The organism is Streptomyces sp. NPDC050549 (genome assembly GCF_040655035.1).
GTDB lineage: Bacteria > Actinomycetota > Actinomycetes > Streptomycetales > Streptomycetaceae > Streptomyces.
On record NZ_JBFAJD010000009.1, the window covers coordinates 159759 to 185065 of the forward strand.

At 70.0% G+C, this 25307-nt stretch carries 22 protein-coding genes and 1 pseudogene; 16 read left to right on the forward strand and 7 right to left on the reverse strand.

Annotated features, from left to right (window positions below; all coding sequences use genetic code 11):
* Positions 1 to 64: 64 nt before the first annotated feature.
* Positions 65 to 2257, reverse strand: coding sequence for an alpha-galactosidase (locus AB0I51_RS16040; RefSeq protein ID WP_362975401.1), 2193 nt, complete (start codon positions 2255 to 2257; stop codon positions 65 to 67).
* Positions 2258 to 2470: 213 nt separating this feature from the next.
* Here AB0I51_RS16040 and AB0I51_RS16045 point away from each other — a divergent pair, with 213 nt between their 5' ends.
* Together AB0I51_RS16045 and AB0I51_RS16050 are read left to right on the forward strand one after the other, a co-directional pair.
* Entirely contained in the window at positions 2471 to 3490 is a 1020-nt protein-coding gene (locus AB0I51_RS16045) for a LacI family DNA-binding transcriptional regulator (protein ID WP_362975623.1), read from the forward strand.
* Positions 3491 to 3526: 36 nt separating this feature from the next.
* Positions 3527 to 4213 (forward strand): annotated as a pseudogene (locus tag AB0I51_RS16050) (Fic family protein); the annotation flags it as partial.
* A 241-nt stretch (positions 4214 to 4454) separates the two neighbouring features.
* On the opposite strand, the gene ychF reads toward AB0I51_RS16050, so the two are convergent.
* Positions 4455 to 5543 carry a redox-regulated ATPase YchF gene (gene ychF, locus AB0I51_RS16055; protein ID WP_362975403.1) on the reverse strand — a complete coding sequence of 363 codons (1089 nt, stop codon included), beginning with the start codon at positions 5541 to 5543 and terminating at the stop codon, positions 4455 to 4457.
* A 197-nt stretch (positions 5544 to 5740) separates the two neighbouring features.
* Here ychF and AB0I51_RS16060 point away from each other — a divergent pair, with 197 nt between their 5' ends.
* On the forward strand, positions 5741 to 6316 hold the full coding sequence (locus AB0I51_RS16060) for a DUF6542 domain-containing protein (protein ID WP_362975405.1): 576 nt from the start codon (positions 5741 to 5743) through the stop codon (positions 6314 to 6316).
* Positions 6317 to 6338: 22 nt separating this feature from the next.
* Here the strand turns inward: AB0I51_RS16060 and ppgK are convergent, their stop codons facing one another.
* Both ppgK and AB0I51_RS16070 read right to left on the reverse strand, forming a co-directional pair.
* Positions 6339 to 7085 carry a polyphosphate--glucose phosphotransferase gene (ppgK, locus tag AB0I51_RS16065; protein ID WP_362975407.1) on the reverse strand — a complete coding sequence of 249 codons (747 nt, stop codon included), beginning with the start codon at positions 7083 to 7085 and terminating at the stop codon, positions 6339 to 6341.
* Between the two features lie 29 nt (positions 7086 to 7114).
* Positions 7115 to 8140, reverse strand: coding sequence for a 4-hydroxy-3-methylbut-2-enyl diphosphate reductase (locus AB0I51_RS16070; RefSeq protein ID WP_362975409.1), 1026 nt, complete (start codon positions 8138 to 8140; stop codon positions 7115 to 7117).
* Positions 8141 to 8238: 98 nt separating this feature from the next.
* Between AB0I51_RS16070 and AB0I51_RS16075 the strand changes: the two genes are divergently transcribed.
* The 5 genes from AB0I51_RS16075 (at position 8239) to AB0I51_RS16095 (ending at position 12587) form a co-directional block, all read left to right on the forward strand.
* Positions 8239 to 9621 (forward strand): APC family permease, encoded by a 1383-nt coding sequence (locus AB0I51_RS16075; RefSeq protein WP_362975411.1) that lies wholly within the window; start codon positions 8239 to 8241, stop codon positions 9619 to 9621.
* Between the two features lie 58 nt (positions 9622 to 9679).
* Positions 9680 to 10897, forward strand: a complete 1218-nt coding sequence (gene xseA / locus AB0I51_RS16080; RefSeq protein WP_362975413.1) for an exodeoxyribonuclease VII large subunit — start codon at positions 9680 to 9682, stop codon at positions 10895 to 10897.
* A gap of 9 nt (positions 10898 to 10906) precedes the next feature.
* Complete coding sequence (locus AB0I51_RS16085; RefSeq protein WP_019072733.1) at positions 10907 to 11152, forward strand: exodeoxyribonuclease VII small subunit; 246 nt, start codon at positions 10907 to 10909, stop codon at positions 11150 to 11152.
* A 183-nt stretch (positions 11153 to 11335) separates the two neighbouring features.
* Positions 11336 to 11926, forward strand: a complete 591-nt coding sequence (locus tag AB0I51_RS16090) for a malonic semialdehyde reductase (protein ID WP_362975415.1) — start codon at positions 11336 to 11338, stop codon at positions 11924 to 11926.
* 265 nt (positions 11927 to 12191) lie between these two features.
* Positions 12192 to 12587: a VOC family protein gene (locus AB0I51_RS16095; protein ID WP_362975417.1), complete on the forward strand. Its 396-nt coding sequence runs from the start codon at positions 12192 to 12194 to the stop codon at positions 12585 to 12587.
* 19 nt (positions 12588 to 12606) lie between these two features.
* Here AB0I51_RS16095 and AB0I51_RS16100 read toward each other — a convergent pair whose 3' ends face one another.
* Complete coding sequence (locus AB0I51_RS16100) at positions 12607 to 13128, reverse strand: DUF4245 domain-containing protein (protein WP_362975419.1); 522 nt, start codon at positions 13126 to 13128, stop codon at positions 12607 to 12609.
* 126 nt (positions 13129 to 13254) lie between these two features.
* Here AB0I51_RS16100 and glpX point away from each other — a divergent pair, with 126 nt between their 5' ends.
* Positions 13255 to 14289 carry a class II fructose-bisphosphatase gene (gene glpX / locus AB0I51_RS16105; protein ID WP_019072737.1) on the forward strand — a complete coding sequence of 345 codons (1035 nt, stop codon included), beginning with the start codon at positions 13255 to 13257 and terminating at the stop codon, positions 14287 to 14289.
* 84 nt (positions 14290 to 14373) lie between these two features.
* Here glpX and AB0I51_RS16110 read toward each other — a convergent pair whose 3' ends face one another.
* Together AB0I51_RS16110 and AB0I51_RS16115 are read right to left on the reverse strand one after the other, a co-directional pair.
* Positions 14374 to 14748 (reverse strand): WhiB family transcriptional regulator, encoded by a 375-nt coding sequence (locus AB0I51_RS16110; protein WP_362975421.1) that lies wholly within the window; start codon positions 14746 to 14748, stop codon positions 14374 to 14376.
* A 173-nt stretch (positions 14749 to 14921) separates the two neighbouring features.
* On the reverse strand, positions 14922 to 15638 hold the full coding sequence (locus AB0I51_RS16115) for a DUF1707 domain-containing protein (RefSeq protein ID WP_362975423.1): 717 nt from the start codon (positions 15636 to 15638) through the stop codon (positions 14922 to 14924).
* Positions 15639 to 15818: 180 nt separating this feature from the next.
* On the opposite strand from AB0I51_RS16115, the gene AB0I51_RS16120 reads away from it, so the two are divergent.
* The 7 genes from AB0I51_RS16120 to AB0I51_RS16150 all read left to right on the forward strand — a co-directional run bounded on the left by AB0I51_RS16120 (position 15819) and on the right by AB0I51_RS16150 (position 25273).
* Complete coding sequence (locus tag AB0I51_RS16120; protein ID WP_362975425.1) at positions 15819 to 17489, forward strand: fumarate hydratase; 1671 nt, start codon at positions 15819 to 15821, stop codon at positions 17487 to 17489.
* Between the two features lie 347 nt (positions 17490 to 17836).
* Positions 17837 to 18211, forward strand: a complete 375-nt coding sequence (locus tag AB0I51_RS16125) for an SH3 domain-containing protein (RefSeq protein ID WP_362975427.1) — start codon at positions 17837 to 17839, stop codon at positions 18209 to 18211.
* Positions 18212 to 18378: 167 nt separating this feature from the next.
* Positions 18379 to 19131, forward strand: coding sequence for a DUF2690 domain-containing protein (locus AB0I51_RS16130; RefSeq protein ID WP_362975429.1), 753 nt, complete (start codon positions 18379 to 18381; stop codon positions 19129 to 19131).
* 37 nt (positions 19132 to 19168) lie between these two features.
* On the forward strand, positions 19169 to 20554 hold the full coding sequence (locus AB0I51_RS16135) for a class II fumarate hydratase (RefSeq protein ID WP_362975431.1): 1386 nt from the start codon (positions 19169 to 19171) through the stop codon (positions 20552 to 20554).
* A 72-nt stretch (positions 20555 to 20626) separates the two neighbouring features.
* The gene (locus AB0I51_RS16140) at positions 20627 to 21319 is read left to right on the forward strand and encodes a DUF402 domain-containing protein (RefSeq protein WP_362975433.1); all 693 of its coding nucleotides are present in this window, start codon (positions 20627 to 20629) and stop codon (positions 21317 to 21319) included.
* Positions 21320 to 21621: 302 nt separating this feature from the next.
* Positions 21622 to 23718, forward strand: coding sequence for a SpoIIE family protein phosphatase (locus AB0I51_RS16145; RefSeq protein ID WP_362975435.1), 2097 nt, complete (start codon positions 21622 to 21624; stop codon positions 23716 to 23718).
* A 97-nt stretch (positions 23719 to 23815) separates the two neighbouring features.
* A complete protein-coding gene (locus AB0I51_RS16150; RefSeq protein ID WP_362975437.1) occupies positions 23816 to 25273 on the forward strand; it encodes a catalase in 1458 nt (485 codons plus the stop codon).
* Positions 25274 to 25307: the final 34 nt, after the last annotated feature.

Sequence of the window (25307 nt, forward strand, 5' to 3'; positions counted from 1 at the left end):
CGAAGCGCTCTGTCGCCCCCGGAACCTTCCGGGGGCGACAGAGCCGTCGCATGCCCGACGCGGCTCAGGAACCCTCGTGACCGAGGGCGATCAGCACCGCCGACCGCTCGGCCGGCAAGGTCACCCGCAGCGTGCGGGCGGTCTCGTCCCGGTCGATTTCGGTGCGCTTGCCCGCTTCGAACAGCACCCGCGGCCGACCGCCTCGCAGCAGCGGAACCGTGACGCTCTCGGGCGCTCCGTCCCGGCGCCACAGGGCCAGCAGCGTCGTATCGCCCTCAGTGGCCAACGCCAGTGCGAGCCAGCCGTCGCGCCAGCCGGGCAGTCCCAGCGGCCAGTGCGGTTCGGCATGCGGCAGCAGGTGACGGTAGGTCTTGTAGACGTCCACCGCCCTGCGTACGACGGCCGCCTGATCCGGCGTCAGCAGATCGGGGCGCCCGCTGAGATGGATGCGCCCGAGCATCGCCGACACCATCACCATGCCGAGTTCCGCCTCGTCGTGTTCGGGCAGCGGGTAGGCCCAGATCGCGGCCTGCTCCGGGGTGACGGCGGTGGGCGAGGCGGCCGCGATGGCGGGCAGCAGGCGGAAGTCCTGCTGGTCGGTGACGGAGTGGATCGGCAGCCGGGACAGGATCGCGTGATCGGTACGGCTGCCGCCGGCCGCGCAGCTCTCCACGACCAGGGCCGGGTGCCGGTCGAGGATCCCGTCGAGCCAGTCGAGATGGGCGCGGTTGTGGCCGAGCAGGCCGTGGCCGGGTCCATCGCCGGGATCGGGGCCGTCGGTGCCGGGGCCGATGTCGATGTTGTAGTCGAGCTTGAGGTAGCCGACGCCGTATTCGCGTACCAGCCGGTCGACCGTGTCGTCGAGGTGGGCGCGGGCCGCCGGGTGGCGCAGGTCGAGTTGGTGGCGTCCCCACTCCGCGAGCCGTATGCCGTCCCGGCGGAAGAACGCCTCGTCGGGCAGAGTGGCGGCGATACGGCTGCGCACACCCACGACCTCGGGTTCGAGCCAGAGACCAGGCACCATGCCCGACGTACGGATGTGGTCGAGCACCTCCTTCAGCCCTCCAGGGAAGCGCCGGGCCGACTCCCTCCACTCTCCCGGGGCGTCCCACCATCCCGGCACGCCGCCGGGGCCCACGACACCGGGCGGCTCGTCGTCGAACCAGCCGGCGTCTATGCAGAAGTACTCGGCACCGGCCACTGCGGCCGCGTCGACCAGGGGCAGCAGGCTCTCGGTGCTCGGCTCGCCCATCAAGCTGTTCATGAAGTCGTTGAAGACGACCGGCAGGCCCTGGTGGTCCGGGTGCGGTCGGCGGGTGACGCGGCGGTGACGCGTCATAGCGCGGAGAGCGGCCTCGAACCCGCCTTCCTCCACGAACGCCACGGCGGCGGGAACGGTGAGGAAGGACCCGCCGGGGGCGAGCCGGTGTCGCCACTGGTGCTCACGGTCGGTGGGGCCCGACAGGGCGACGTACACGTCGCCGAAGCGGTCGGCGAGTTCGGCGTGCCAGGAGCCGTTGTGCTCGATCTGCCACAGCAGGGCCCGGCCCGTGTCGGACTCCTCGAGACAGCCCATCGGCAGGTGCTCGGAGGAGGACCAGGAGCCGGTGCTGGTCAGAGTGACGCGATTCTTGGAACCGGTCTGGCCGAACGGCACCATGCCGACGTCGTACAGGCCCCGCTGCGCCAAGCCGGCCCGGGACCAGCGGAACTCACCGCTCCACGGGTTGGCCGCCGACCACAGGGCGAGACCGTCCTCCCAGCGCCGGCCGTCGCCGAGACCGCGGGCGAGGTTGGCGAGGGCGAAGGAGGAGACGTACTGGAGGGTGAGGGAGCCGCCGCCGGTGTTCTCCACGAACGCCTGGGCGCCGAGGACCGGCAGCTCCTCACGGACCGTGCAGAGGGCGGTCACGCGCAGACCGCTGACCGCGTCCGCCATGTGCACGCGCAAGGTCCGCAGGAGCGTGCCGCCCGCCTGCTCCCGCACGTCTTCATGTCCGGCGTAACGCAACTCCCGCGAGGCGGCACCGTCCACATGGCGCTTGCCCGACGTGCCGACGCGCCCACTGCCCGCGAGCTGCACCTCGACCAGGGGCAGGGCACGGTGGACGAGCCGGGCGCACAGCTCGGGTTCGCGCGTGGGATCGGGCAGTCCGGCGACCGGACCCGCCGCCAGCAGCCGTACCGGGCCGGTGGGGTCGTAGGACAGGAGGAGGGACAGGTCGTCGGTGCCCCAACGCAGGTAGGTGACGGACATGGGTGGTGGTCTCCTGGGAGGCAGGGAGGCAGAGAGGAGTAAACGTTTACTGTTTCGGGACAGTAGTTTCCGGCATGCACTCCCCGCAAGGGGGTTCGGATGCAGTAACGTCGGGTTGTGACAAGCGTTGGAAACAGTTCCTCGAACAACGGACAAGCCAGGCGGTCCAGGCGTGGGCCGAGCGGCACACAGGGCGGCGACCGGCCCAGCACGATTCGCGATGTCGCCACCCGTGCCGGCGTTTCTGTAGCAACCGTTTCCCGTGCTCTCGCCGGCAACTACCCGGTGTCCGCCGCCACACGTGCACGCGTCATGGCCGCCGTGGATTCACTGCACTACGTGGTGAACGTGCACGCCAAGGCGCTCTCGGGGCGCGTGGCCGGCCCCATCGCACTTGTCATCCAGGACATCACCGGCCCGTCGCTGGCCCATGTGGCGGCCGGAGTGGAACAGGAGGCAGCAGACCGCGGCAGGCTGAGCCTCGTCTGTGCCACGCACGGAGACGTGGCCCGCGAGGACGACCTCGTGCAGCTGATGCGCGAACAGCACGCGGGCGCGGTGGTACTGGTGGGCGGGGCGGTGCAGGACGACGCGTACCGCTCCCGTATGGCGGGTTACGCCAAGGCCCTGGACGCCGCAGGATCCCGTCTGGTGCTGGTCGGCCGTCCGCCGCTGCCCGACGGTCTCCCCGTCACGGTGATCGAGTACGACAACCGCGGGGGCGCCTTCCAGGCCGTGGACCACCTCCTCACCGCCGGGCACCGGCGCATCCTCTTCCTCGGCGGCGACCCGCTGCTGAGCACGGCCGAACGTCGCCGCGAAGGGTGGCTGCACGCGCTGCGAGCCCACGGCGTACCGCCCGCCGAAGAGTTCGACATGCCCGGCCCCTACACCCGGGTCTCGGGCTACCAGAGAATCCGGGAGGCTCTCGCCGCCGGGCTGGACTTCACCGCGGTCTTCGCGGGCACCGACGTGGTGGCGACCGGCGCGCTGGCCGCCCTGCGCGAGGCCGGACTCGACGTCCCCGGCGATGTGTCCCTCGTGGGCTTCGACGACGTCCCCTTCGCCGCCGACCTCAGTCCCGCCCTCACCACCGTCCGGGTTCCCTATGAGGACCTGGGCCGTACGGCGGTCAGGCTGGCGCTGGGCCGCGGGGAGCGCCTGACGGCCGATGACCACGTGGTACTCAGCACACAGCTGGTGATACGGCAGTCGGTACGCCGGCTGGGATGACGGAGTCGGGCCGAGCACCGTGGCACAGATGCACCGGACCAAGCAGACGTTCCCGCTCTGATGTCGGAGTTCATCGACTGGCTCAACGAGGGCGACCGCGACGTCCCCGTCCACGTCCGCGCTTCCATGGCCCACCTCAGCCTCGTCGAGATCCACCCGTGGAAGGACGGCAACGGGCGCATGTCCCGCGCGCCGTCCACCCTGGCCTTCTCCCGCGAGGCCCTGATGCCGCCCGAGTTCTCCTCCATCGAGGAATGGCTTGGCCGCGGGCAGAACATCTACGCCTACCACCAGGTCCTTGAGGACGTGGGCGGTCCAGGCTGGAGGCCGGAGCGAGACACCCGGCCCTGGATCCGGTTCTGCCTGACCGCCCACCACCGCCAGGCGCAGCAGGCCCAGCGCCGCTTCGACGTGATGTCGCGGGCCTGGACCCGCCTGGTCGAAGGGGTCGAGGCTACCGGCCTGGACGAGCGGGTCGTCTACGCTCTGCTGCCCGCCTTCTCGGACGCGAAGGTCCGCCGCACCGTCTACCAGCAGGACGCCGACCTCAGCGACCAGCAAGCCATCCGCGACATTCGCGAGCTCGTCACCCGCGGCTGGCTCGTCCCCCACGGCAAGGCCCGAGCCCGCTACTACGCCCCGGGCCCCCTCATGAGCCCGGTCCGGGAAGAGGTCCGCCAATCCATGGAGCCATACGCAGATCCCTGTAGGCGGGAGCGCTGACCACCCGCACTCGCCCCCGCCGCCAAGCACAGAACAGCCCATGCCCCAGCACGGGCTCTCTCATCCTTCCCAGCACGAATCCAGCACGGTAGGGATGAGCAGGGGCGATGACAGGTGACGAGAGGTCAGAAAATCCAGCGCCTATCCAGCACGGCAAAAATCAAGGGGTCCGACCCCGAAGAGCCAGACCCCTCGTGACCTGCATGTTTGCCAGATCAGCGAAATGGCGCTGAGTCACCCGCTACACGTTGAACCGGAACTCCACCACATCCCCGTCCTGCATCACATACTCCTTGCCCTCCATCCGCGCCTTCCCCTTGGCGCGGGCCTCCGCGACCGACCCCATCTCCACCAGGTCGCTGAAGGAGATGACCTCCGCCTTGATGAAGCCCTTCTGGAAGTCGGTGTGGATGACTCCGGCGGCCTCGGGGGCGGTGGCGCCCTTCTTGATGGTCCAGGCCCGGGATTCCTTGGGGCCGGCGGTGAGGTACGTCTGCAGGCCGAGGGTGTCGAAGCCGACACGGGCGAGGGTGGCGAGGCCGGGCTCCTCGGCGCCGACGGACTCCAGGAGCTCCATCGCGTCCTCCTCGTCGAGCTCGGCGAGGTCCTGCTCCAGCTTGGCGTTCAGGAAGATCGCCTCGGCGGGGGCGACCAGGGCGCGCTGTTCGGTCTTGAAGTCCTCGTCGACCAGTTCGTCCTCGTCGACGTTGAAGACGTAGAGGAAGGGCTTGGTCGTCAACAGGTGCAGGTCGTGGAGGAGTTCCTCCTTGCCCGAGCCCTGGACGATGCCCTGGGAGAAGAGGGTGTCGCCCTTCTCCAGGATCTCCTTCGCCGCCTCGACCGCCGCGACCTTCGGGACGACGTCCTTCTTGATGCGCGAGTCCTTCTGGAGGCGCGGCAGGACCTTCTCGATGGTCTGCAGATCGGCGAGGATCAGCTCGGTGTTGATCGTCTCGATGTCGTCCTTGGGCGAGACCTTGCCGTCGACGTGCACGACGTTCTCGTCCTTGAAGGCGCGGATGACCTGGCAGATCGCGTCGGACTCGCGGATGTTGGCGAGGAACTTGTTGCCCAGGCCCTCACCCTCGGAGGCGCCCTTCACGATGCCCGCGATGTCGACGAAGTCGACGGTCGCCGGGAGAATCTTCTGCGAGGAGAAGATCTCGGCCAGCTTGGTCAGGCGGGCGTCGGGGACGCCGACCACGCCGACGTTCGGCTCGATCGTGGCGAACGGGTAGTTGGCCGCCAGCACGTCGTTCTTGGTCAGGGCGTTGAACAGGGTCGACTTGCCGACATTCGGCAGACCGACGATTCCGATCGTGAGCGACACGTTGCGACTTCCCGTACGTGAGAGGCGTGAGAGCACTGGAGGGGACTGCGGGCTGACGGGGACTGGGCCCGGGGCCGATCAACCAGTCTACGGCGTGAGCCGCCCCGCCCCGGCTCCGCGTCGAACACGTGGCCAAGCTCTGCCCATCGGCGTGTCTGAGGGCCTATTCGGCACATAAACCGACCTAAGTTGGTCCAGTGGAGCAACACAGGACACGACCCCCACAGCCCGGCGCAAGACGCGGAGCCCCGCCGCTGCCCCCGCAGGCCGGCCGGGGCCCGAACGGCGGCCCGGCCCGTGCGCCCCGGCCGGGACCCCAGCCACGCGGCACCGCGCAGCGCCGTCCGGCGGCCGCACGACGCCCCGGCCCGGCGGCGCCCCAGTCCGTACGGCCGTTGCCGAACCCCCGGCTCACCGGGCTCGGCGGCGGCCTGTTCTGCGCGGCCGTGATGGTCGCGCTCGGCTTCCTCGACCAGTTGCTGTTCGGGGCGTCCCTGACCGTGTACGGCGTGCTGTTCCTGCCGGTGTGCGTGCTGACGGCGGTCTGGATCCGGCGGGGGGACCTGCTGACCGCGCCGGTGGTCGTGCCGATCGCCTTCGCCGTGGGCCTCTTTCCGGTGGCCGACGGCAGCGGCGGCCTGGGCAACCGCCTGATGGGTGTGGTCACCGGACTCGCCACCCAGGCCGGCTGGCTCTACGGCGGAACGCTGATCGCGGGCCTCATCGCGACGGTCCGCCGAATCCAGCTGGTGAACCGCCGCCGACGCGGGTGATCCGGGGCGACCGACGGGGGGACTAGTCGTCCTCCGCCGCGTGCATCGCCGCCCCCACGATCCCGGCGTTGTTCTGCAGCTGCGCCGGGACGATCTCGGCCCTGATGTCCTCGATGAAGTGCAGGAACTTGTCGGCCTTGCGGCTGACGCCGCCGCCGATGATGAAGAGTTCGGGTGAGAACAGCATCTCGACATGGGCCAGGTACTTCTGGACGCGGTTGGCCCAGTGCTCCCAGGTCAGCTCGCCGTCGTCCTTGGCCTTGCTGGACGCCTTCTTCTCGGCGTCGTGGCCGTTCAGCTCAAGGTGGCCCAGCTCCGTGTTCGGGACCAGGAGGCCGTTGACGAACAGGGCGCTGCCGATGCCCGTGCCGAAGGTCAGCAGGATCACCGTGCCCTTGCGGCCCTGGCCGGCGCCGAAGTGCATCTCGGCGACGCCCGCCGCGTCCGCGTCGTTGACGACGGTCACGGGGAGGCCGCCGAGTCTCTCGCTGAACAGCGCGCCCGCGTCGGTGTCGATCCAGCTCTTGTCGACGTTCGCCGCCGTACGGATCGTGGCACCGCCGGTGACCACGCCCGGAAACGTCAGCCCGACCGGTCCCGTCCAGCCGAAGTGGTCGACGACTTCCTTCACGCCGTCGGCCACCCCGTCAGGTGTCGCCGGCTGCGGGGTCAGCACCTTGCACCGCTCTTGGGTCAATTCGCCCTTGTCCAGGTCCACTGGGGCGCCCTTGATCCCGGATCCACCGATGTCCACGCCGAAGATCTGCATGGAACCACGCTACGACGAACGACTGACAGTCACTGCCCGGAGGGGGTCGTACCGGCCGTACCCGTGCGCTCGGCGACCAGTGCCGCGGCCTCTTCGCGCAGATCACGGCGGAGTTCCTTGGGCAGCGAGAACGTGATGGACTCCTCGGCCGCCTTGACCAGTTCGACGTCCTCGTAGCCGTGCCCGGACAGCCACTCCAGGACCTGCTCGACCAGGATCTCCGGCACGGAGGCGCCCGAGGTGACGCCGACCGTGGTCACGTCCTCCAGCCAGGCCTCCTCGATCTCGTCGGCGAAGTCCACCAGGTGGGCGGCGCTCGCGCCGGCCAGCTTGGCGACCTCCACGAGCCGTACGGAGTTGGAGGAGTTCTTCGAGCCGACCACGATCACCAGGTCGGCCTCCTCGCCCATCTGCTTCACGGCGAGCTGGCGGTTCTGCGTGGCGTAGCAGATGTCGTCGCTGGGCGGGGAGATGAGCTGCGGGAACTTCTCCTTCAGGGCGTCGACGGTCTCCATGGTCTCGTCCACGGAGAGGGTCGTCTGGGAGAGCCAGACCACCTTGGAGGGGTCCCGCACCTCGACCTTGGCGACGTCGGACGGGCCGTCGACCAGGGTGATGTGGTCGGGGGCCTCTCCGGAGGTGCCGATGACCTCCTCGTGGCCCTCGTGCCCGATGAGGAGGATGTCGAAGTCGTCGTTGGCGAACCGGACGGCTTCCTTGTGGACCTTGGTCACCAGGGGGCAGGTCGCGTCGATGGTGGCGAGATTGCCCCGCTTGGCCTCGTCGTGGACGACGGGCGCGACGCCGTGCGCGGAGAACATCACGATGTTCCCCTCGGGGACCTCCTCGGTCCGCTCGACGAAGACTGCGCCCTTCTTCTCCAGGGTCTGGACGACGTACTTGTTGTGCACGATCTCGTGCCGGACATAGATCGGAGCCCCGTACTGCTCAAGGGCTTTCTCGACGGCGATCACGGCGCGGTCCACACCCGCGCAGTAGCCCCGGGGGGCGGCGAGCAGGACACGGCGGCCAGACGAAGCAGTCATGCGTCCCATCGTAAGGCCGCGCTCGACGGGTCAAAGATCGCGCCGGTGGAGAGACTGGCGGTGGAGTGGGAGGGGCGGGGCCGGACACTACGTACGGGAGACGCGAGATGGCCGACACGGACACGGACACGACGACCACGGCCGGCGAGGGACCGCGGCTGCGGCGCAGCCTCGGTTTCCGGGATCTCGTCGTCTACGGGCTGCTGTTCATCGCCCCGATGGCGCCGGTCGGCGTGTTCGGCACCCTGGACGCCAAGTCGCACGGCGCGGTCGCGCTGGTCTACGTCGTGGCGACCGTCGCGATGGCGTTCACCGCTTTCAGCTACGCGCAGATGGTACGGGTCGTCCCCCAGGCGGGCTCGGTGTTCGCCTACGCGCGCGTGGGGCTCGGCAGGGGGGCCGGGTTCATCGCCGGCTGGATGGCGATGCTGGACTACGTCCTGATCCCCGCCGTCGCCTATCTCTTCTCCGGGATCGCCATGAACGCGCTGGTCCCGGACGTCTCCCGGTGGGTGTGGACCGCGCTGGCAGTCGTCCTCACGACCTGCCTCAACCTCTGGGGAGTGCGGGCCGCCGCGCGCGTGGGCTTCCTCGTCCTCGCGATGGAGATCGTGGTCCTCGTCATCTTCGTCGTGTCGGCGATCGTCGTCCTCGCGCGCGACGGCGCCGAACGGGGCTGGCTGTCACCGCTGTCCGGGGACGGCACCCAGGGCGCGTTCGCGCTGTCGGCGGTGATCGGCGCGGTCTCCGTCGCCGTGCTCTCCTACCTGGGTTTCGACGCGGTCGCCACCTTCGCGGAGGAGGTCACCGGCGGCTCCGAGAAGGTCGCCAGGGCGCTGCTGTGCTGCCTCGCGCTGGCCGGTGTCCTGTTCATCACCCAGACGTACCTGGTCGCCCTGCTGGAGCCGACGACCTCCGCACAGCTCGCGGCCGACGCCGGGAGGCAGGGATCGGCGTTCTACGACGCGGTCGACGTGTCGGTGGGCAACTGGCTGCACAACCTGGTGGCCGTCAGCAAGGCGATCGGCGCGGCCTTCGCGGCGCTCGTCGGGCAGGCCGCGGCGGGGCGCCTGGTGTTCGCGATGGCCCGCGACCGACGGCTGCCCCGCGCCCTGTCGCAGACCGACGACGGAGTACCGCGGGTCGCACTGCTGTCGGCGGCCCTCATCACGCTGGTCGCCGCGGTCTGGGCCGCCCGCCGCGACGACGGGCTCGACCAGCTGGTGTCGGTCGTCGACATCGGCGCGCTGACCGCCTTCACGCTGCTGCACGCGAGCGTGGTGGGCTGGTTCGCGGTACGGCGCCGGGGAGGACCGGTGGTGTGGTGGCGGCACGTCCTGGTGCCGGTGCTGGGGGCGGCGATCACCGTCGCGGTGATCGTGGAGGCGTCAGGTACGGCACAGGTGGTGGGCGCGATCTGGCTGGCGGTCGGGCTGGCGGTGCTCCTGGTGCAGGGCAACCGCGACAAGGCCGACGCGGAGACCGGTTGAGGGTCACACGCTCCTCACCTCGACCGCGTTGTCGGAGGCGGCCGTTACTCTCGGGCGCATGGCTCTCAACACGGCTCCGGACGCCCCGCTCCCCGTCGGCGAGGTCTCCCGGCTGATCGGCGGGTGGATCGACCGGCTCGGCGCGGTGTGGGTCGAGGGGCAGATCACCCAGCTGTCGCGGCGCCCGGGTGCCGGTGTCGTGTTCCTGACGCTGCGCGACCCGTCGTACGACATCTCGGTGAGTGTGACCTGCTTCCGGCAGGTGTTCGACGAGATCGCCGATGTCGTCAGCGAGGGCGCGCGGGTGGTCGTACTCGCGAAGCCGGAGTGGTACGCCCCGCGCGGGCAGCTGTCGTTGCGGGCCACGGAGATAAGGCCGGTGGGGGTGGGTGAACTCCTTGCGCGGCTGGAGCAGTTGAAGAAGTCGCTGGCCGCCGAGGGGCTGTTCGCGGCCGACCGGAAGAAACCGTTGCCGTTCCTGCCACAGCTCATCGGGCTGGTCTGCGGGCGGGCCTCGGCCGCCGAGCGGGATGTGCTGGAGAACGCGCGGCACCGCTGGCCCGCCGTCCGCTTCGAGGTGCGCAACGTGCCCGTGCAGGGCGTGCACGCCGTGCCGCAGGTGGTGCAGGCCGTGAAGGAGCTGGACGCGCTCGACGGTGTGGACGTGATCATCGTGGCGCGGGGCGGCGGCAGCGTGGAGGACCTGCTGCCGTTCTCCGACGAGCAGTTGGTGCGGGCCGTCTCGGAGTGCCGTACGCCCGTGGTGTCCGCGATCGGGCACGAGCCCGACAACCCGCTCCTGGACTACGTGGCCGACCTGCGCGCCTCCACCCCGACCGACGCGGCGAAGAAGGTCGTACCGGACGTGGGCGAGGAGTACGAGCGCGTACGGCAGCTGCGCGACCGGGCGCGGCGGTGCGTGGTGGCGTTCGTCGACCGGGAGGAGCGCGGGCTGGCGCAGGCGCTGGCGCGGCCGTCGATAGAGGATCCGCACCGGATGATCGACGAGCGGGCGGACCATGTCGCCGCCCTCCTCGACCGCGGCCGGCGCACGCTGGGCCACCTCCTGGACCGCGCCGACTCGGAGCTGACCCACACGCACGCGCGCGTGGTGGCCCTCTCCCCCGCGGCGACCCTGAAGCGGGGGTACGCGGTGCTGCAGAAGGCCGACGGGCAGGCCGTCCGGGACCCGGAAGAGGTGACGGCCGACGAGGTGCTGCGGGCGCGGGTCGCCGAGGGTGAGTTCACGGTTCGGGTGGATACGGCACATGCATAGGGTGGGCGGATGACCAGCAAGGTTGACGAAGGTGCCGGGACGGCAGAGGCGCTCGGGTACGAGCAGGCGCGCGACGAGCTGATCGAGGTCGTACGGCGGCTGGAGGCGGGCGGTACGACGCTGGAGGAGTCGCTCGCGCTCTGGGAGCGGGGCGAGGAGCTGGCCAAGGTGTGCCGGCGCTGGCTGGACGGGGCGCGGGCGCGGCTGGACGCGGCGCTCGCGGAGGAAGAGGCCGCGGAGGGCGACGCCGAGTAGAGGCGCCCGGCAACGGTGCCGGGCAGCGGCGGCCGGTAGCGGCAACAGTGGTTCGCTGTGAGGCGGATCACCATGCTCCATTTTTGATTGAACATTGAACCTACCGTGTCGTACGGTCGGTCTCGTCAGCTTAACCGGACCGCGGTCCGGTAATCCGCTTCCGCCCCCTGAGGAAGTTCTCGTATGTCTCTCGTTCTTGACCCCGCCGCCCAGGACCTGCTGTTCCGCGAGGCCCGCACGGCGAACACCTTCACCGACGAGCCCGTGACCGACGAGCAGGTCCAGGCGATCTACGACCTGGTCAAGTACGGTCCGACCTCGATGAACCAGTCGCCGCTGCGCATCACCCTGGTCCGCTCCCCCGAGGCCCGCGAGCGTCTCGTGCAGCACCTCGCCGAGGGCAACCAGAAGAAGACCGCCGCCGCCCCGCTGGTCGCGATCCTCTCCGCGGACAACGAGTTCCACGAGGAACTGCCGCACCTCTTCCCGCACTTCCCGCAGGCCAAGGACGCCGTCTTCGGCGAGCGCGAGGTCCGCGAGGGCAACGCCGCGCTGAACGCCGCGCTCCAGGCCGCGTACTTCATCATCGGCATCCGCGCCGCCGGCCTCGCCGCGGGCCCGATGACCGGTCTCGACTTCGCGGGCGTCCAGAAGGAGTTCCTGGACGACGACCACACCCCGTTCGTCGTCATCAACATCGGCAAGCCGGGCGAGGACGCCTGGTTCCCGCGCTCCCCGCGCCTGGAGTTCGACCAGGTCGTCACCACCGTCTGAGACACGTGACGCACCGAGGACCCCGGCGCGGGCAGCACACTGTCCGCGCCGGGGTCCTCGGCATTCGGCATTGCCGTGACGCTCGGTGCGGCACTAGGGTCCGTCAGGTGACTGCCGGGTCGGCCATGGGCCATTCACGAGTGGGGCACCCGGCCTCGGCGTGAGCACGAGGCGGGCAAGAGCCCCGCCGTTTCTCCTTGTCTTCCCTCCGGGCGCCCGTACGTGGCGCTCTCATCGGACCAAAGACTCGGAGACTCGCTCACACATGTCACTGCCAACGTCAGTCCAGCTGAACCACACCGCCGTCTACGCCACGGACCGGCGGCTGTCGGCCGAGTTCCTCGCCGCGATCCTGGGTCTGGAGGTCGGCGCGCCCTTCGGGCCGTTCGTGCCGGTCGACCTGGGCAACGGCGTGACACTCGACTACTACGAGAAGCGCGACGAGCCGATCCAGCCGCAGCACTACGCGTTCCTCGTGCCCGACGAGCAGTTCGACACCATGATCGGCCGTCTGGAGTTGGCCGGGGTCACGTACTACGCCGACCCGTACCACAAGGAGCCCGGCCGGACGAACCACCTCTTCGGCGGTCGCGGCGCCTACTTCGAGGACCCGGACGGCCACAACATGGAGATCATGACCCGGCCGTACGCCCGGCCGTAGGGCGGAAACACCCGTCGGGCTACTTCGTCTTCAACGCCTCTGCCATCTCGGTCAGTTGGGCGAAGGAGCCCGTGCCCGCCACCACCGTCGTCGAGCCCTTGCCCGCGAGGACGAGGGCGTCGTAGCGACCGCCGGTGTAGCGGGTCCAGGTGTGGCCGTCGATGGTCTGGGTGGTCTTGGTCGCGGTGGCGCCCTGGCTGGCGGTGTCGACGAAGTCGGCGGGCTTCTGAGTCGACTGCTCTATCTGCACGTACTGACCGTCGGGGGCACTGAACCCGAGGTGCCAGGCATCGAACGCGGCGCCGTCGTAGCGGACCGAGGTCGCCTTCCAGCTCTTGGGCAGGCCCTCCGGCGCCGCCACCGGGTACGGCGCCGCACGGCGCGCCGTGAGCAGCTCCACGCGGTAGTCGACCCGCTTGACGTCCGGAGCGTGGTCGCTGTGCGGGATGAAGATGTAGACGATCGCCGCCGCGATCCCGATCAGGCCCAGGGAGAGAATCATGTCCCGGACCGTCTTCTGCTTGCCGTTCGAACCTGCCACGTCCCTATCGTCGCAGGTACCCTGGCCCGCTCATCCGTGGGGCCCCCTGCTCATTTTGTCTGTCTGGCGATAGAGTCGTGGCCATACCCTCATCCGGCCGTCGTCGTATCAGAAAGGTGCGCTCCGATGACCGAGCATCATCATCTGCCGTCCGAACTCGAAGTCCCCTCCGAGGCCCCCGACCGCAACCTCGCCCTGGAACTCGTCCGGGTGACCGAAGCCGCCGCGATGGCCGCGGGCCGCTGGGTCGGGCGCGGTGACAAGAACGGCGCCGACGGTGCCGCCGTACGAGCCATGCGGACCCTCGTCTCCACCGTCTCGATGAACGGCGTCGTCGTCATCGGCGAGGGCGAGAAGGACGAGGCGCCGATGCTCTTCAACGGCGAGCGCGTCGGTGACGGGACCGGGCCCGAGTGCGACATCGCCGTCGACCCGATCGACGGCACCACGCTCAACGCCAAGGGCATGCCGAACGCGATCGCCGTGCTGGCCGCCGCGGACCGGGGTTCCATGTTCGACCCGTCCGCCGTCTTCTACATGGACAAGCTGGTCACCGGGCCCGAGGCCGCCGAGTTCGTCGACATCGAGGCCCCGATCTCGGTGAACGTCCGCCGGGTCGCCAAGGCCAAGCGGGTCACGCCCGAGGACGTCACCGTCGTCGTCCTGGACCGGCCTCGGCACGACGGGATCATCAAGGAGATCCGGGAGACCGGTGCGCGGATCAAGCTGATCTCCGACGGCGATGTCGCCGGCTCGATCCTGGCGCTGCGCGAGGGCACCGGCGTGGATCTGCTGCTCGGTGTCGGCGGCACGCCCGAGGGCATCATCTCGGCCTGCGCCGTGAAGTGCCTGGGGGGCGTGATCCAGGGCAAGTTGTGGCCCAAGGACGACGCGGAGCGGCAGCGGGCGCTGGACGCGGGGCACGATCTGGACCGGGTGCTCACCACCAACGACCTGGTGTCAGGTGAGAACGTGTTCTTCGTCGCGACCGGGATCACGGACGGGGAGTTGCTGCGGGGCGTGCGGTATCGCTCGGAGACCGCGACCACCGACTCCATCGTGATGCGGTCCAAGTCGGGCACGGTGCGGCGCATCGACTCGGAGCACCGGCTGAGCAAGCTGCGGGCCTACAGCGCGATCGACTTCGATCGGGCGAAGTAGCCACGCCACAGCCACAGCCACGACCACACGGTCGTACGTGAAAGAGGCGCCCCCGGTGCGGTGGGGGCGCCTCTTCTACGTCGGTCAGCCTGCCGCTGCTATGCGGCCCGCCGCCCTCGCCTTCTGGAGTTCCAGGTCGCGGCGGCGGCGCCTGGCCAGGACCACGCGGCGTTCGGCGGCGGTGAGGCCGCCCCAGACGCCGTAGGGCTCGGGTTGGAGGAGCGCGTGTTCGCGGCACTCGACCATGACCGGACAGCGCGCGCAGACGCGCTTGGCGGCGTCCTCGCGGGAGAGCCGGGCGGCGGTGGGTTCTTTGGAGGGTGCGAAGAACAGGCCGGCCTCGTCGCGCCGGCACACCGCTTCGGTGTGCCATGGAGCGTCTTGGTCCCTGTCTCGCGCAGGCACCCGCTGGGCCGGAACAGCAGCTACCTGCAGGGACGAATGCGACGGTTGCAGCACGGTCTACTCCTGACGACGGCTTCGCGAGCGAGAGACGATGCAGCAAGGCCTACCCGCTGTGCGCGCGCCTATGCACTGAGTTCCGAACCGCTGGTTTCCGTGTGCTTGTGCGCGATGTCAGGGGCGGACCGGCACGGACCGATCAGCTCCACATGTGTCCCGATTCACAACCGTCAACGGTCCAGGTGTTTGCGCAAACCCTTGTCGACCTTGCGCTGAACCCGATCGAGAATGTCCGCAACGAGCTTGCCGCGCTTGGGCTTTGCCTCGATGTTTCCGAGTACGGCCCACCCGTCGACGTAGATCACGGGCGCGTCCGGCTCCAGCGAGTCCAGCGTGTCCACCTCGAAGTTGCCCAGGACGCCGCCGCCGGTGCCGCGCAGCGACACGTTCTCCGGGACGCGGATCTCGACGTTGCCGAACACCGAGATCGCCTTGATGACGACCTGCTGGTACTCGAAGATCGCCTCGCTGAGGTCGATCTCGACACTGCCGAACACGGCGTACGCGTGCATGCGGCGACCGGCACGCCAGCGGCCCTTGCGCATCGCCGAGCTGAACACCGCCACCACGTGTCCGTCGGCCTCGGCCGGGATCGCGCCCTCCGTCGGGCGGTTCGGCGCGGGGCTGTACGACGAAGCCGTCGCCCGGTGTCCATGGGCGGCCGGCAGATCCTGGATGAAGACCTCCAGCTCACCGACCGTCTTGGCGCTCAGCACCCCCTCGACCCGCTCGGCCTGCTCGTCGGCGCTCAGCCGCCCCTCGACCAGGGCGTCGCGCAGGATGTCGGCGATGCGGTCACGGTCGGCGTCCGAGGCGCGCAGCGCGGAGGCGGCGGGCGCGGGCTGCGGGGCCGTGGGCGCGGATGCGGGCTGCTTCTCAAGGTCCACGACAGCAGGGTACCGAAACGCGATAGATCGCGACTAGGGGTGTGGACAACGTTGGCGTGGCGCGGCGCCCGGCGAACTGAGCCTTACCTCACAAGCCCGGTGTCAGCGGCAGGTTCTACGCTGGTGGAGGCCTGCCAATGGAGGCCGGCTGCGCTGTCTGTCGAGTGAGGAATGGGCGACATGCCTGAGTTCGCGTACACCGATCTGCTCCCTATGGGAGAGGACACCACCCCGTACCGGCTGGTGACCTCCGAGGGTGTCTCCACCTTCGAGGCCGACGGGCGGACGTTCCTCAAGGTCGAGCCGGAGGCGCTGCGGAGGCTGGCGGCCGAGGCGATCCACGACATCCAGCACTATCTGCGGCCGGCCCACCTCGCGCAGCTGCGCCGGATCATCGACGACCCCGAGGCGTCGAACAACGACAAGTTCGTGGCGCTGGACCTCCTGAAGAACGCGAACATCGCGGCGGCCGGTGTGCTGCCCATGTGCCAGGACACCGGTACGGCGATCGTCATGGGCAAGCGCGGACAGAACGTGCTCACGGAGGGCGGCGACGAGTCGGCCCTGTCGCGCGGCATCTACGACGCGTACCTCAACCTCAACCTGCGGTACTCGCAGATGGCCCCGCTGACCATGTGGGACGAGAAGAACACCGGGTCGAACCTGCCCGCGCAGGTCGAGCTGTACGCGACCGACGGCGGCGCCTACAAGTTCCTGTTCATGGCGAAGGGCGGCGGCTCGGCCAACAAGAGCTTCCTCTACCAGGAGACGAAGGCGGTCCTCAACGAGGGCTCCATGATGAAGTTCCTGGAGGAGAAGATCCGTTCACTGGGCACGGCGGCCTGCCCGCCGTACCACCTGGCGATCGTTGTCGGCGGTACGAGCGCCGAGTACGCGCTGAAGACCGCGAAGTACGCCTCCGCGCACTACCTGGACGAAATCCCGGCCGAGGGCTCGGAGTTGGGCCACGGCTTCCGGGACAAGGACCTGGAGCAGAAGGTCTTCGAGCTGACGCAGAAGATCGGGATCGGGGCGCAGTTCGGCGGCAAGTACTTCTGCCACGACGTGCGGGTCGTCCGACTTCCCCGTCATGGCGCCTCGTGCCCCGTAGCCATCGCCGTGTCCTGCTCGGCCGACCGTCAGGCCCTCGCGAAGATCACCGCCGAGGGCGTCTTCCTGGAGCAGCTGGAGACCGACCCGGCGCGCTTCCTGCCGGAGACGACGGACGAGCACCTGGACTCCGCCGAGAAGGACGTCGTCCGCATCGACCTCAACCAGCCCATGGACGACATCCTCGCCGAGCTGACCAAGTACCCGGTCAAGACCCGGCTCTCACTCTCCGGCCCGCTGGTCGTGGCCCGCGACATCGCGCACGCCAAGATCAAGGAGCGGCTGGACGCGGGCGAGGAGATGCCGCAGTACCTGAAGGACCACCCGGTGTACTACGCCGGGCCGGCGAAGACGCCCGAGGGCTACGCGTCCGGTTCCTTCGGTCCCACGACGGCCGGCCGCATGGACTCCTACGTGGAGCAGTTCCAGGCGGCGGGCGGCTCCAAGGTGATGCTCGCCAAGGGCAACCGCAGCAAACAGGTCACCGACGCGTGCGACGCGCACGGCGGTTTCTACCTCGGCTCGATCGGCGGCCCGGCGGCCCGGCTCGCCCAGGACTGCATCAAGAAGGTCGAGGTCGTCGAGTACGAGGAGCTCGGCATGGAGGCGGTCTGGAAGATCGAGGTCGAGGACTTCCCTGCGTTCGTCGTCGTCGACGACAAGGGCAACGACTTCTTCCAGAACCCGGCGCCGGAGCCGACGTTCACGCACATTCCGGTGCGGGGGCCGGGGCTGGTGTAGTCCCTTCGGGGCGGCGGCAATTGATTTCGCCCCGCCGCCCCTACCCGTCCCGTCCTCCAGGGGCTCCGCCCCTTCGACCCCGCCAGGAGGCTGGACCCGCTGGACCCCCTGGACCCCCGATCGGCCTGAACGGCCTCGTCCTCAGACGCCGGACGGGCTGAGCTGATTGGTCCACCCGGACACAGAAGGGGAAGCCCCGAGTGGTGTCCCGGGGCGCTCGGGATCCCGCCCCTGTCCCAATCCGTCCCAGGAACAAACGGGACGGCATTTTCGCCCGCTTTGCCGGAAAAGCTCCGTGCTGACTGGATCACAGCCCGTGGTCCCCGGTCGACTCGGAGGAACCCCCCATGATCCGACGCACTCTGCGCGACGGTCTCGTGGCCGCGCTCGCAGCCGTCGCCCTCTTCCCCGCAGCAGCCGTCGCCGCCCCGGCCGGCCACTCGGCGCACCCCACCCGGCACCACGTCACCCGCCACCACGTCACCGCCCACGGCTGGGGCAGCGTCACGACCCGCCAGTACACCCGTCTGAACGTCCGCTCCGGCCCCGGCACCGGCTACCGCATCGTCGGCACGCGCCCGGTCGGGCGGGTCCTTCCCATCGTCTGCAAGACGCGCGGCTCCGGTGTCTTCGGCAACCACCGCTGGTACAAGCTGCCGCACCACGAGGGCTACGTCTCCGCGCACTACGTCCGCAACCACAGCACCGTCCGCTGGTGCTGACCCCCGCCTGACCCCGGTCCCCCGACGGGACGATCCCGTACGTCCCGTCGGGGACGCCAGGTCAACACCCCTTCATAATCCGGAATATTCGGGGCGATCCGGGTGTGGCCCCGTACCGCCCCCGGGAACGGATCACGACGGTCACCCCGGTACGGCGAGGGAGCAGGATGGAAAGCCACGTGGCGGTCGAGCGGCAGCGGCTCCTGACGGAACGGCTCCGCCTCCTCAAGCAGCGGACCGGCCTGAGCCTGGCCGCGCTGGCCGCCGTCACCCCGTACAGCACGTCGACCTGGCACCGTTATCTGAGCGGCGACCAGCTCCCTCCCCGGGCCGCGGTCGAGGCGCTGGCCCGGCTAGCGCACACCGACCCCGGCCCGCTGTTCTCCCTGTGGGACACGGCGGTTCGGGAGCAGCCCGGCCCCACCCCTCCGCCGCCGCTCCCGGTCCTGCCCGTACGCCCCCGCCGGCTGCGCGCCCCCGCCCGCGCCCTCGTCGCCCTCGCCGCGATGGCCACCACGGTCGCGGTCACCGCCGGTGCCGCCGACGTCCTCGACCGCGACGGCGGGGCGGAGTGGCACGCGGCGGCCTCCTGCCGTGACGGTGGCTGTCAGGGGGAGCTGCCGTCCGCCGTGGCCTGTGCCCGGGACGCCCGTACGGAGAGCGTCGTCGCGCGGGCCGCCCAGGTCGTGCGGCTGCGCTACTCGCCGTCCTGCGCGACCGTCTGGTCCGAGGTGCGCACCCGGGTCGGCGGCGCGCGGGAGATCTCGATCAGGTCGGGCCGGGACGAGCTGTCCGCCGAGTACCCGGGTGACCGCTCGGACGGCTACAGCAGCCCGATGCTGGCCGCCGCGGACCCGCGCGGGGCACAGGCGTGCGCCGAGGTGGCCGGAAAGCCCGTCTGCACGGCCCCGGACCACTGACCCGGAACATCCCCGCCCTCCCGGTCGATATACAGGTATGAGCGACTACCGCATCGAACACGACTCCATGGGCGAGGTACGGGTCCCGGCGGACGCCAAGTGGCGGGCGCAGACGCAGCGTGCCGTCGAGAACTTCCCGATTTCCGGCCAGCGCATCGAGCGCGCCCACATCGAGGCGCTCGCCCACATCAAGGGTGCCGCCGCCAAGGTGAACGCCGAACTGGGCGTGCTGGACAAGGACATCGCGGAGGCGATCCAGGAGGCGGCCCGTGAGGTGGCCGGCGGGGCGTGGGACGAGCACTTCCCGATCGACGTGTTCCAGACCGGGTCCGGCACCTCGTCGAACATGAACACCAACGAGGTGATCGCCACCCTCGCGACCGAGCGGCTCGGGCGGGACGTGCATCCGAACGACCACGTCAACGCCTCGCAGTCGTCCAACGACGTCTTCCCGTCCAGCATTCACATCGCGGCAACCGGTGCCGTGATCCACGACCTGATCCCCGCCCTGGAGCATCTCTCGGGCGCGCTCTCGCGCAAGTCCGTCGAGTTCGCCGACGTGGTGAAGTCGGGGCGGACCCATCTGATGGACGCGACCCCGGTGACGCTGGGGCAGGAGTTCGGCGGGTACGCGGCCCAAGTGCGGTACGGCGTCGAGCGGTTGCAGGCCTCGCTGCCCCGGCTGGCCGAACTGCCGCTCGGCGGTACCGCCGTCGGCACCGGGATCAACACCCCACCCGGTTTCTCCGCCGCCGTGATCGCGGAGGTCGCCCTGGTCACCGGGCTGCCGCTGACCGAGGCGCGGGACCACTTCGAGGCGCAGGGTGCGCGGGACGGGATCGTCGAGACCAGCGGGCAGTTGCGGACCATCGCCGTAGGACTGACGAAGATCGCGAACGATCTGCGGTGGATGGCGTCGGGGCCGCGCACCGGGCTGTCCGAGATCTCGCTGCCGGATCTGCAGCCGGGGTCCTCGATCATGCCCGGCAAGGTCAACCCGGTGATTCCGGAGGCCGTGCTGATGGTCGCCGCGCAGGTCGTCGGGAATGACGTGACCGTCGCCACCGCCGGGGCCGCGGGCAACTTCGAGCTCAATGTGATGCTGCCGGTGATCGCCAAGAACGTCCTGGAGTCCGTCCGGCTGCTCGCGAACGTGTCGCGGCTGCTCGCCGACCGGACCGTGGACGGGATCGTCGCGCACCGGGAGCGCGCGCGGGAGTACGCGGAGTCCTCGCCGTCCGTCGTCACCCCGCTGAACAAGTACATCGGGTACGAGGAGGCCGCCAAGGTGGCCAAGAAGGCACTGGCGGAGCGGAAGACGATCCGCCAAGTCGTGCTGGAGAACGGCTATGTGGAACGCGGTGACCTGACCGAGGCGCAGCTCGACGAGGCCCTCGATGTCCTGCGGATGACGCGTCCGTAACCAATTGCCGCCGTGGCGAGAACCGTGACGCGCGCCGCAGCGTCGTATGCCCGGGGCACCTAATATCTGTTCATGGCAGACGGTGGAGCGGTGAGAGCGGTGGAAGCGGGTACGTCTACGGCCTTCTGGGCGCCCGGGAGTCAGATCCTGTGGCGTTATCGGGAGAACGCCGGACCGCGCTTCCACATCGCCCGCCCCGTCACGGTCGTCCGCGACGACGAGGAGCTGCTCGCCGTCTGGATGGCGCCCGGCACCGAGTGTGTGAAGCCGGTGCTCGCGGACGGCACGTCGGTGCACGGGGAGCCGCTGGAGACCCGGTACACCAAGCCGCGCACGGTGCAGTTGGACCGCTGGTTCGGTACGGGCGTGCTGAAGCTGGCGCGGCCCGGTGAGCCGTGGTCGGTGTGGCTGTTCTGGGAGCCTGGATGGCGGTTCAAGAACTGGTACGTGAACCTTGAGGAGCCGCTGGCCCGTTGGGCCGGCGGGGTCGACTCCGAGGACCACTTCCTGGACATCACCGTTGACCCGGACCGGAGTTGGCAGTGGCGTGACGAGGACGAGTTCGCGCAGGCCCAGCGGGACGGGCTGATGGATCCCCAACTCGCCGAGCGGGTACGGAAAGCGGGCTGGTCGGCGGTGGATGTGATCCGCGCGTGGGGTGCTCCGTTCGCGGACGGCTGGCAGCACTGGCGCCCGGATCCGTCCTGGGCTGTACCTTCACTTCCGGAGGACTGGGACCGCACCCCCGCGCACATGTCCACATGAGACCCTTGATGTGCCCCCGGTGCGCAACCGTAGGATCGTCCTCCGCAAGGGCACCGCGACAACTCCCGGGGCAGGTACCGGGACTGACCAGATGTCACCGAGGGGCGGCAGGACGTGAGCGAGGGGTACGAGGGCAACACCGGCGACACCGGTTCTGAGGGCCGCCGGTCCACCGGTGGCACAGGAACAGCCTCTGACCACGCGGGAATTCCGTTCCTGGGGCACGTATTCCGGGTATCGGCATTTCGGCGGGACGATCCGCACGCGCGGCGTGCGGTCCCGGACGGACGGATTCGACACGCGTGACGGAGCACCCCACCTCTTTCGAGCGCCCACAGGGCGCCGACCCCACGGACCCCCGTGGGGCGCTTCTGCGTACCTCGACGCCGCCGCCCAGGCCGTCCGGTGCCCCGGCCTTACCGGCTCAGGCACGCACCGGCGAGCCGTCCTCGGCGCCGGGTACGAGCACGTCCCGCGCCAAGGGGAAGGACCCGGCAGGTACCCCTGTGAAGCCCGACACCGCAGGTGGCTCCGAGCACTCCCAGCCCTCGGCCGCCGAACCCGACGCCCACCGTCCGCGTCCCGCGCCCGACGGCATCCCGGCCCAGCCGAGCGGCGGCGAGGTCCCCGACTCCGCCGCCAAGGAGCGCCGTACGGGCCAGGGGCTGCCCCCGGGCGGTCCCATGCCGATGCGGCGGGACGGGGACCGGCTGCGCTTCGTGGGCGCCGCGACCCGGCGGATCGCCCGCGGCATCGACCTGGACGAGATCGTGATGGGGCTGTGCCGGGCGACCGTGCCGACCTTCTCGGACGCGATCCTGGTCTATCTGCGTGATCCGCTGCCCGTCGGCGACGAACGGCCCACGGGTCCCGTCGTGCTGCGGCTGCGCCGCACCGACCGGATCCCGGAGGAGCGGGACACGGAGAACGGCTTCATGCCCGCGCTCCAGCCCGAGCAGCCGTCCGAACTGTCGGCGGTCACTGCCGAGTTGTGCGAGGTCAGGCCCGGCGGCGCGCTGAACGAGGTGCTGCGGGGCGTGCGTCCCGTCTTCGCCGACTCGCCGGCCGCCCGCGCCGCGCTGCCCGAACTGCTCGGTGAGGGCGGCGAGTTGATCGTCCCGGCCGGACAGCGCGCGATCCTCGCGCCGCTGCGCGGCCGGCGCCGGGTGATCGGCGCCGCGCTCTTCCTGCGCCGCCCGGAACGCATGGCGTTCGAGGCCGACGACCTCCTGGTCGCCGCCCAGCTCGCCACGCACAGCGCCCTGGGCATCGACAAGGCGGTGCTCTACGGCCGTGAGGCGTACATCGCCGACGAGCTGCAGCGCACCATGCTCCCCGAGACCCTCCCGCGCCCCACCGGCGTGCGGCTGGCGTCCCGGTATCTGCCCGCCGCCGAGACGGCACGCGTCGGCGGCGACTGGTACGACGCGATCCCGCTGCCCGGCAGCCGGGTCGCCCTGGTCGTCGGCGACGTCATGGGCCACTCCATGACCTCGGCCGCGATCATGGGCCAACTCCGCACCACCGCACAGACGTTGGCGGGTCTCGACCTGCCCCCGCAGGAGGTCCTGCACCACCTCGACGAACAGGCCCAGCGCCTGGGCACCGACCGCATGGCGACCTGCCTCTACGCGGTCTACGACCCGGTCTCGCACCGCATCACCATCGCCAACGCGGGCCATCCGCCGCCGGTGCTGCTGCACCTGGGCGGCCGGGCCGAGGTCCTGCGGGTGCCGCCCGGCGCCCCGATCGGTGTCGGCGGGGTCGACTTCGAGGCCGTGGAACTGGACGCGCCCGCCGGAGCGACGCTGCTGCTGTACACGGACGGGCTGGTCGAGTCGCGGCTGCGGGACGTGTGGACCGGGATAGAGCAGCTGCGCGAGAAGCTGGCCGCGGTCGCGCAGCTCACGGGACCGGACCATCCGCCGCCCCTGGAAGCCCTGTGCGACGAGGTGCTCGACATGCTCGGCCCGGGCGACCGGGACGACGACATCGCGCTGCTCGCCGCCCGCTTCGACGGGATCGCGCCGAGCGACGTGGCGTACTGGTTCCTCGATCCGGAGGACTCGGCGCCCGGCCAGGCCCGTCGGCTGGCCCGTCGGGCGCTGGCCCGCTGGGGCATGGAGGACATGAGCGACTCGGTGGAGCTGCTGGTCAGCGAGGTGGTGACGAATGCCGTGCGGTACGCCTCGCGGCCGGTCACGCTCCGGCTGCTGCGGACCGACGTGCTGCGCTGCGAGGTCGGCGACGACGTGCCCCAGCTGCCCCGGCTGCGGCAGGCGCGGGCCACCGACGAGGGCGGGCGCGGGCTCTACCTGGTCAACAAACTGGCCCGTCGGTGGGGAGCGACCCGGCTCAGCACCGGAAAGGTGGTCTGGTTCGAACTGAACCGGAATTAGACTCCGTCCAAAAGTTGCCGATGTCCCGGCTTGGGAGTTGACTGCTGGGGTACGCGAAGCGAAAGCGACCTACTTTCTTCCGAACAGGAGGACGCTCGTGACGCAGTCACCCCAGCACACCCCGTACACCACGAACAACGTCGGCATCCCGGTGGAGAGCGACGAACACTCGCTCACCGTCGGACCCGACGGCCCGATCCTGCTCCAGGACCACTACCTCATCGAGAAGATGGCCCAGTTCAACCGGGAACGGGTCCCCGAGCGGGTGGTGCACGCCAAGGGCAGCGGCGCGTACGGCTTCTTCGAAGTCACCAACGATGTCAGCCAGTTCACCCGGGCCGACCTCTTCCAGCCCGGCAAACGCACCGAGATGCTGGCCCGGTTCTCCACCGTCGCAGGTGAGCAGGGCTCGCCCGACACCTGGCGCGACCCGCGCGGCTTCGCCCTCAAGTTCTACACAGAGCACGGCAATTACGACATGGTGGGCAACAACACCCCGGTCTTCTTCGTCCGGGACACCATCAAGTTCCAGGACTTCATCCGCTCGCAGAAGCGGCATCCGGCGACCGGGCTGCGCAGCAACGACATGCAGTGGGACTTCTGGACCCTCTCCCCCGAGTCGGCGCACCAGGTGACCTGGCTGATGGGCGACCGGGGCATCCCGAAGACGTACCGCCACATGAACGGCTACAGCTCCCACACGTACATGTGGATCAACGGGGCCGGTGAGCGGTTCTGGGTGAAGTACCACTTCAAGACCGACCAGGGCATCGAGTACCTCACCCAGGCGGAGGCCGACGAGCTGGCCGGGTCGGACGGCGACAAGCACCGCCGTGACCTGCACGAGTCGATCGAGTCCGGGAACGCGCCGAGCTGGAGCCTGAAGGTCCAGATCATGCCGTTCGAGGACGCGGCGGACTACCGCTTCAACCCCTTCGACCTGACGAAGGTCTGGCCGCACGGGGACTATCCGCTGATCGACGTCGGCCGCATGACCCTGAACCGCAACCCGGACGACTACTTCGTCCACATCGAGCAGGCAGCCTTCGAGCCCTCGAACCTGGTGCCCGGCATCGGCCCCTCGCCCGACAAGATGCTGCTGGGCCGGCTGTTCTCCTACCCGGACACCCACCGGTACCGGATCGGCCCCAACTACGCCCAGCTGCCGCCCAATCGGCCGCACTCGCAGGTCAACTCCTATGCCAAGGACGGCCCGATGCGGTACGAGGCGTCCAACGCGGCGCGGCCGTACGCCCCGAACTCCTACGGCGGTCCCGCCGCCGACTACGGGCAGTTCGGTGACCCGGCGAGCTGGCAGACCGCCGGTGAACTGGTGCGCGAGGCAACGAAGTTGCACCGCGAGGACGACGACTTCGGACAGGCCGGCACGATGGTCCGCGAGGTCTTCGACGACGCGGCCCGCGACCGGCTGGTGTCGAACGTCACCGGCCACCTCAAGGCCGACGTCTCCCGCTCGGTCCTCGACCGCGCCCTGCAGTACTGGCAGAACATCGACAAAGAGACCGGTGAGCGAATCGCCGCGAACTTCGCCTAGCGGTACGCGAGAGGGCGCCCGGCGATGTGCCGGG

Excerpts from the sequence above, each read along its gene's own strand:
- AB0I51_RS16125 (WP_362975427.1), top strand. The coding sequence starts at position 17,837 with ATGATCCGACGCACTCTGCGCGACGGTCTCGTGGCCGCGCTCGCAGCC.
- AB0I51_RS16140 (WP_362975433.1), top strand. The coding sequence starts at position 20,627 with ATGGCAGACGGTGGAGCGGTGAGAGCGGTGGAAGCGGGTACGTCTACG.
- AB0I51_RS16085 (WP_019072733.1), top strand. The coding sequence starts at position 10,907 with ATGACCAGCAAGGTTGACGAAGGTGCCGGGACGGCAGAGGCGCTCGGG.
- AB0I51_RS16040 (WP_362975401.1), bottom strand. The coding sequence starts at position 2,257 with ATGTCCGTCACCTACCTGCGTTGGGGCACCGACGACCTGTCCCTCCTC.
- AB0I51_RS16120 (WP_362975425.1), top strand. The coding sequence starts at position 15,819 with ATGCCTGAGTTCGCGTACACCGATCTGCTCCCTATGGGAGAGGACACC.
- AB0I51_RS16075 (WP_362975411.1), top strand. The coding sequence starts at position 8,239 with ATGGCCGACACGGACACGGACACGACGACCACGGCCGGCGAGGGACCG.
- AB0I51_RS16090 (WP_362975415.1), top strand. The coding sequence starts at position 11,336 with ATGTCTCTCGTTCTTGACCCCGCCGCCCAGGACCTGCTGTTCCGCGAG.
- AB0I51_RS16095 (WP_362975417.1), top strand. The coding sequence starts at position 12,192 with ATGTCACTGCCAACGTCAGTCCAGCTGAACCACACCGCCGTCTACGCC.
- ppgK (WP_362975407.1), bottom strand. The coding sequence starts at position 7,085 with ATGCAGATCTTCGGCGTGGACATCGGTGGATCCGGGATCAAGGGCGCC.
- glpX (WP_019072737.1), top strand. The coding sequence starts at position 13,255 with ATGACCGAGCATCATCATCTGCCGTCCGAACTCGAAGTCCCCTCCGAG.
- xseA (WP_362975413.1), top strand. The coding sequence starts at position 9,680 with ATGGCTCTCAACACGGCTCCGGACGCCCCGCTCCCCGTCGGCGAGGTC.
- AB0I51_RS16070 (WP_362975409.1), bottom strand. The coding sequence starts at position 8,140 with ATGGGACGCATGACTGCTTCGTCTGGCCGCCGTGTCCTGCTCGCCGCC.
- AB0I51_RS16135 (WP_362975431.1), top strand. The coding sequence starts at position 19,169 with ATGAGCGACTACCGCATCGAACACGACTCCATGGGCGAGGTACGGGTC.
- AB0I51_RS16130 (WP_362975429.1), top strand. The coding sequence starts at position 18,379 with ATGGAAAGCCACGTGGCGGTCGAGCGGCAGCGGCTCCTGACGGAACGG.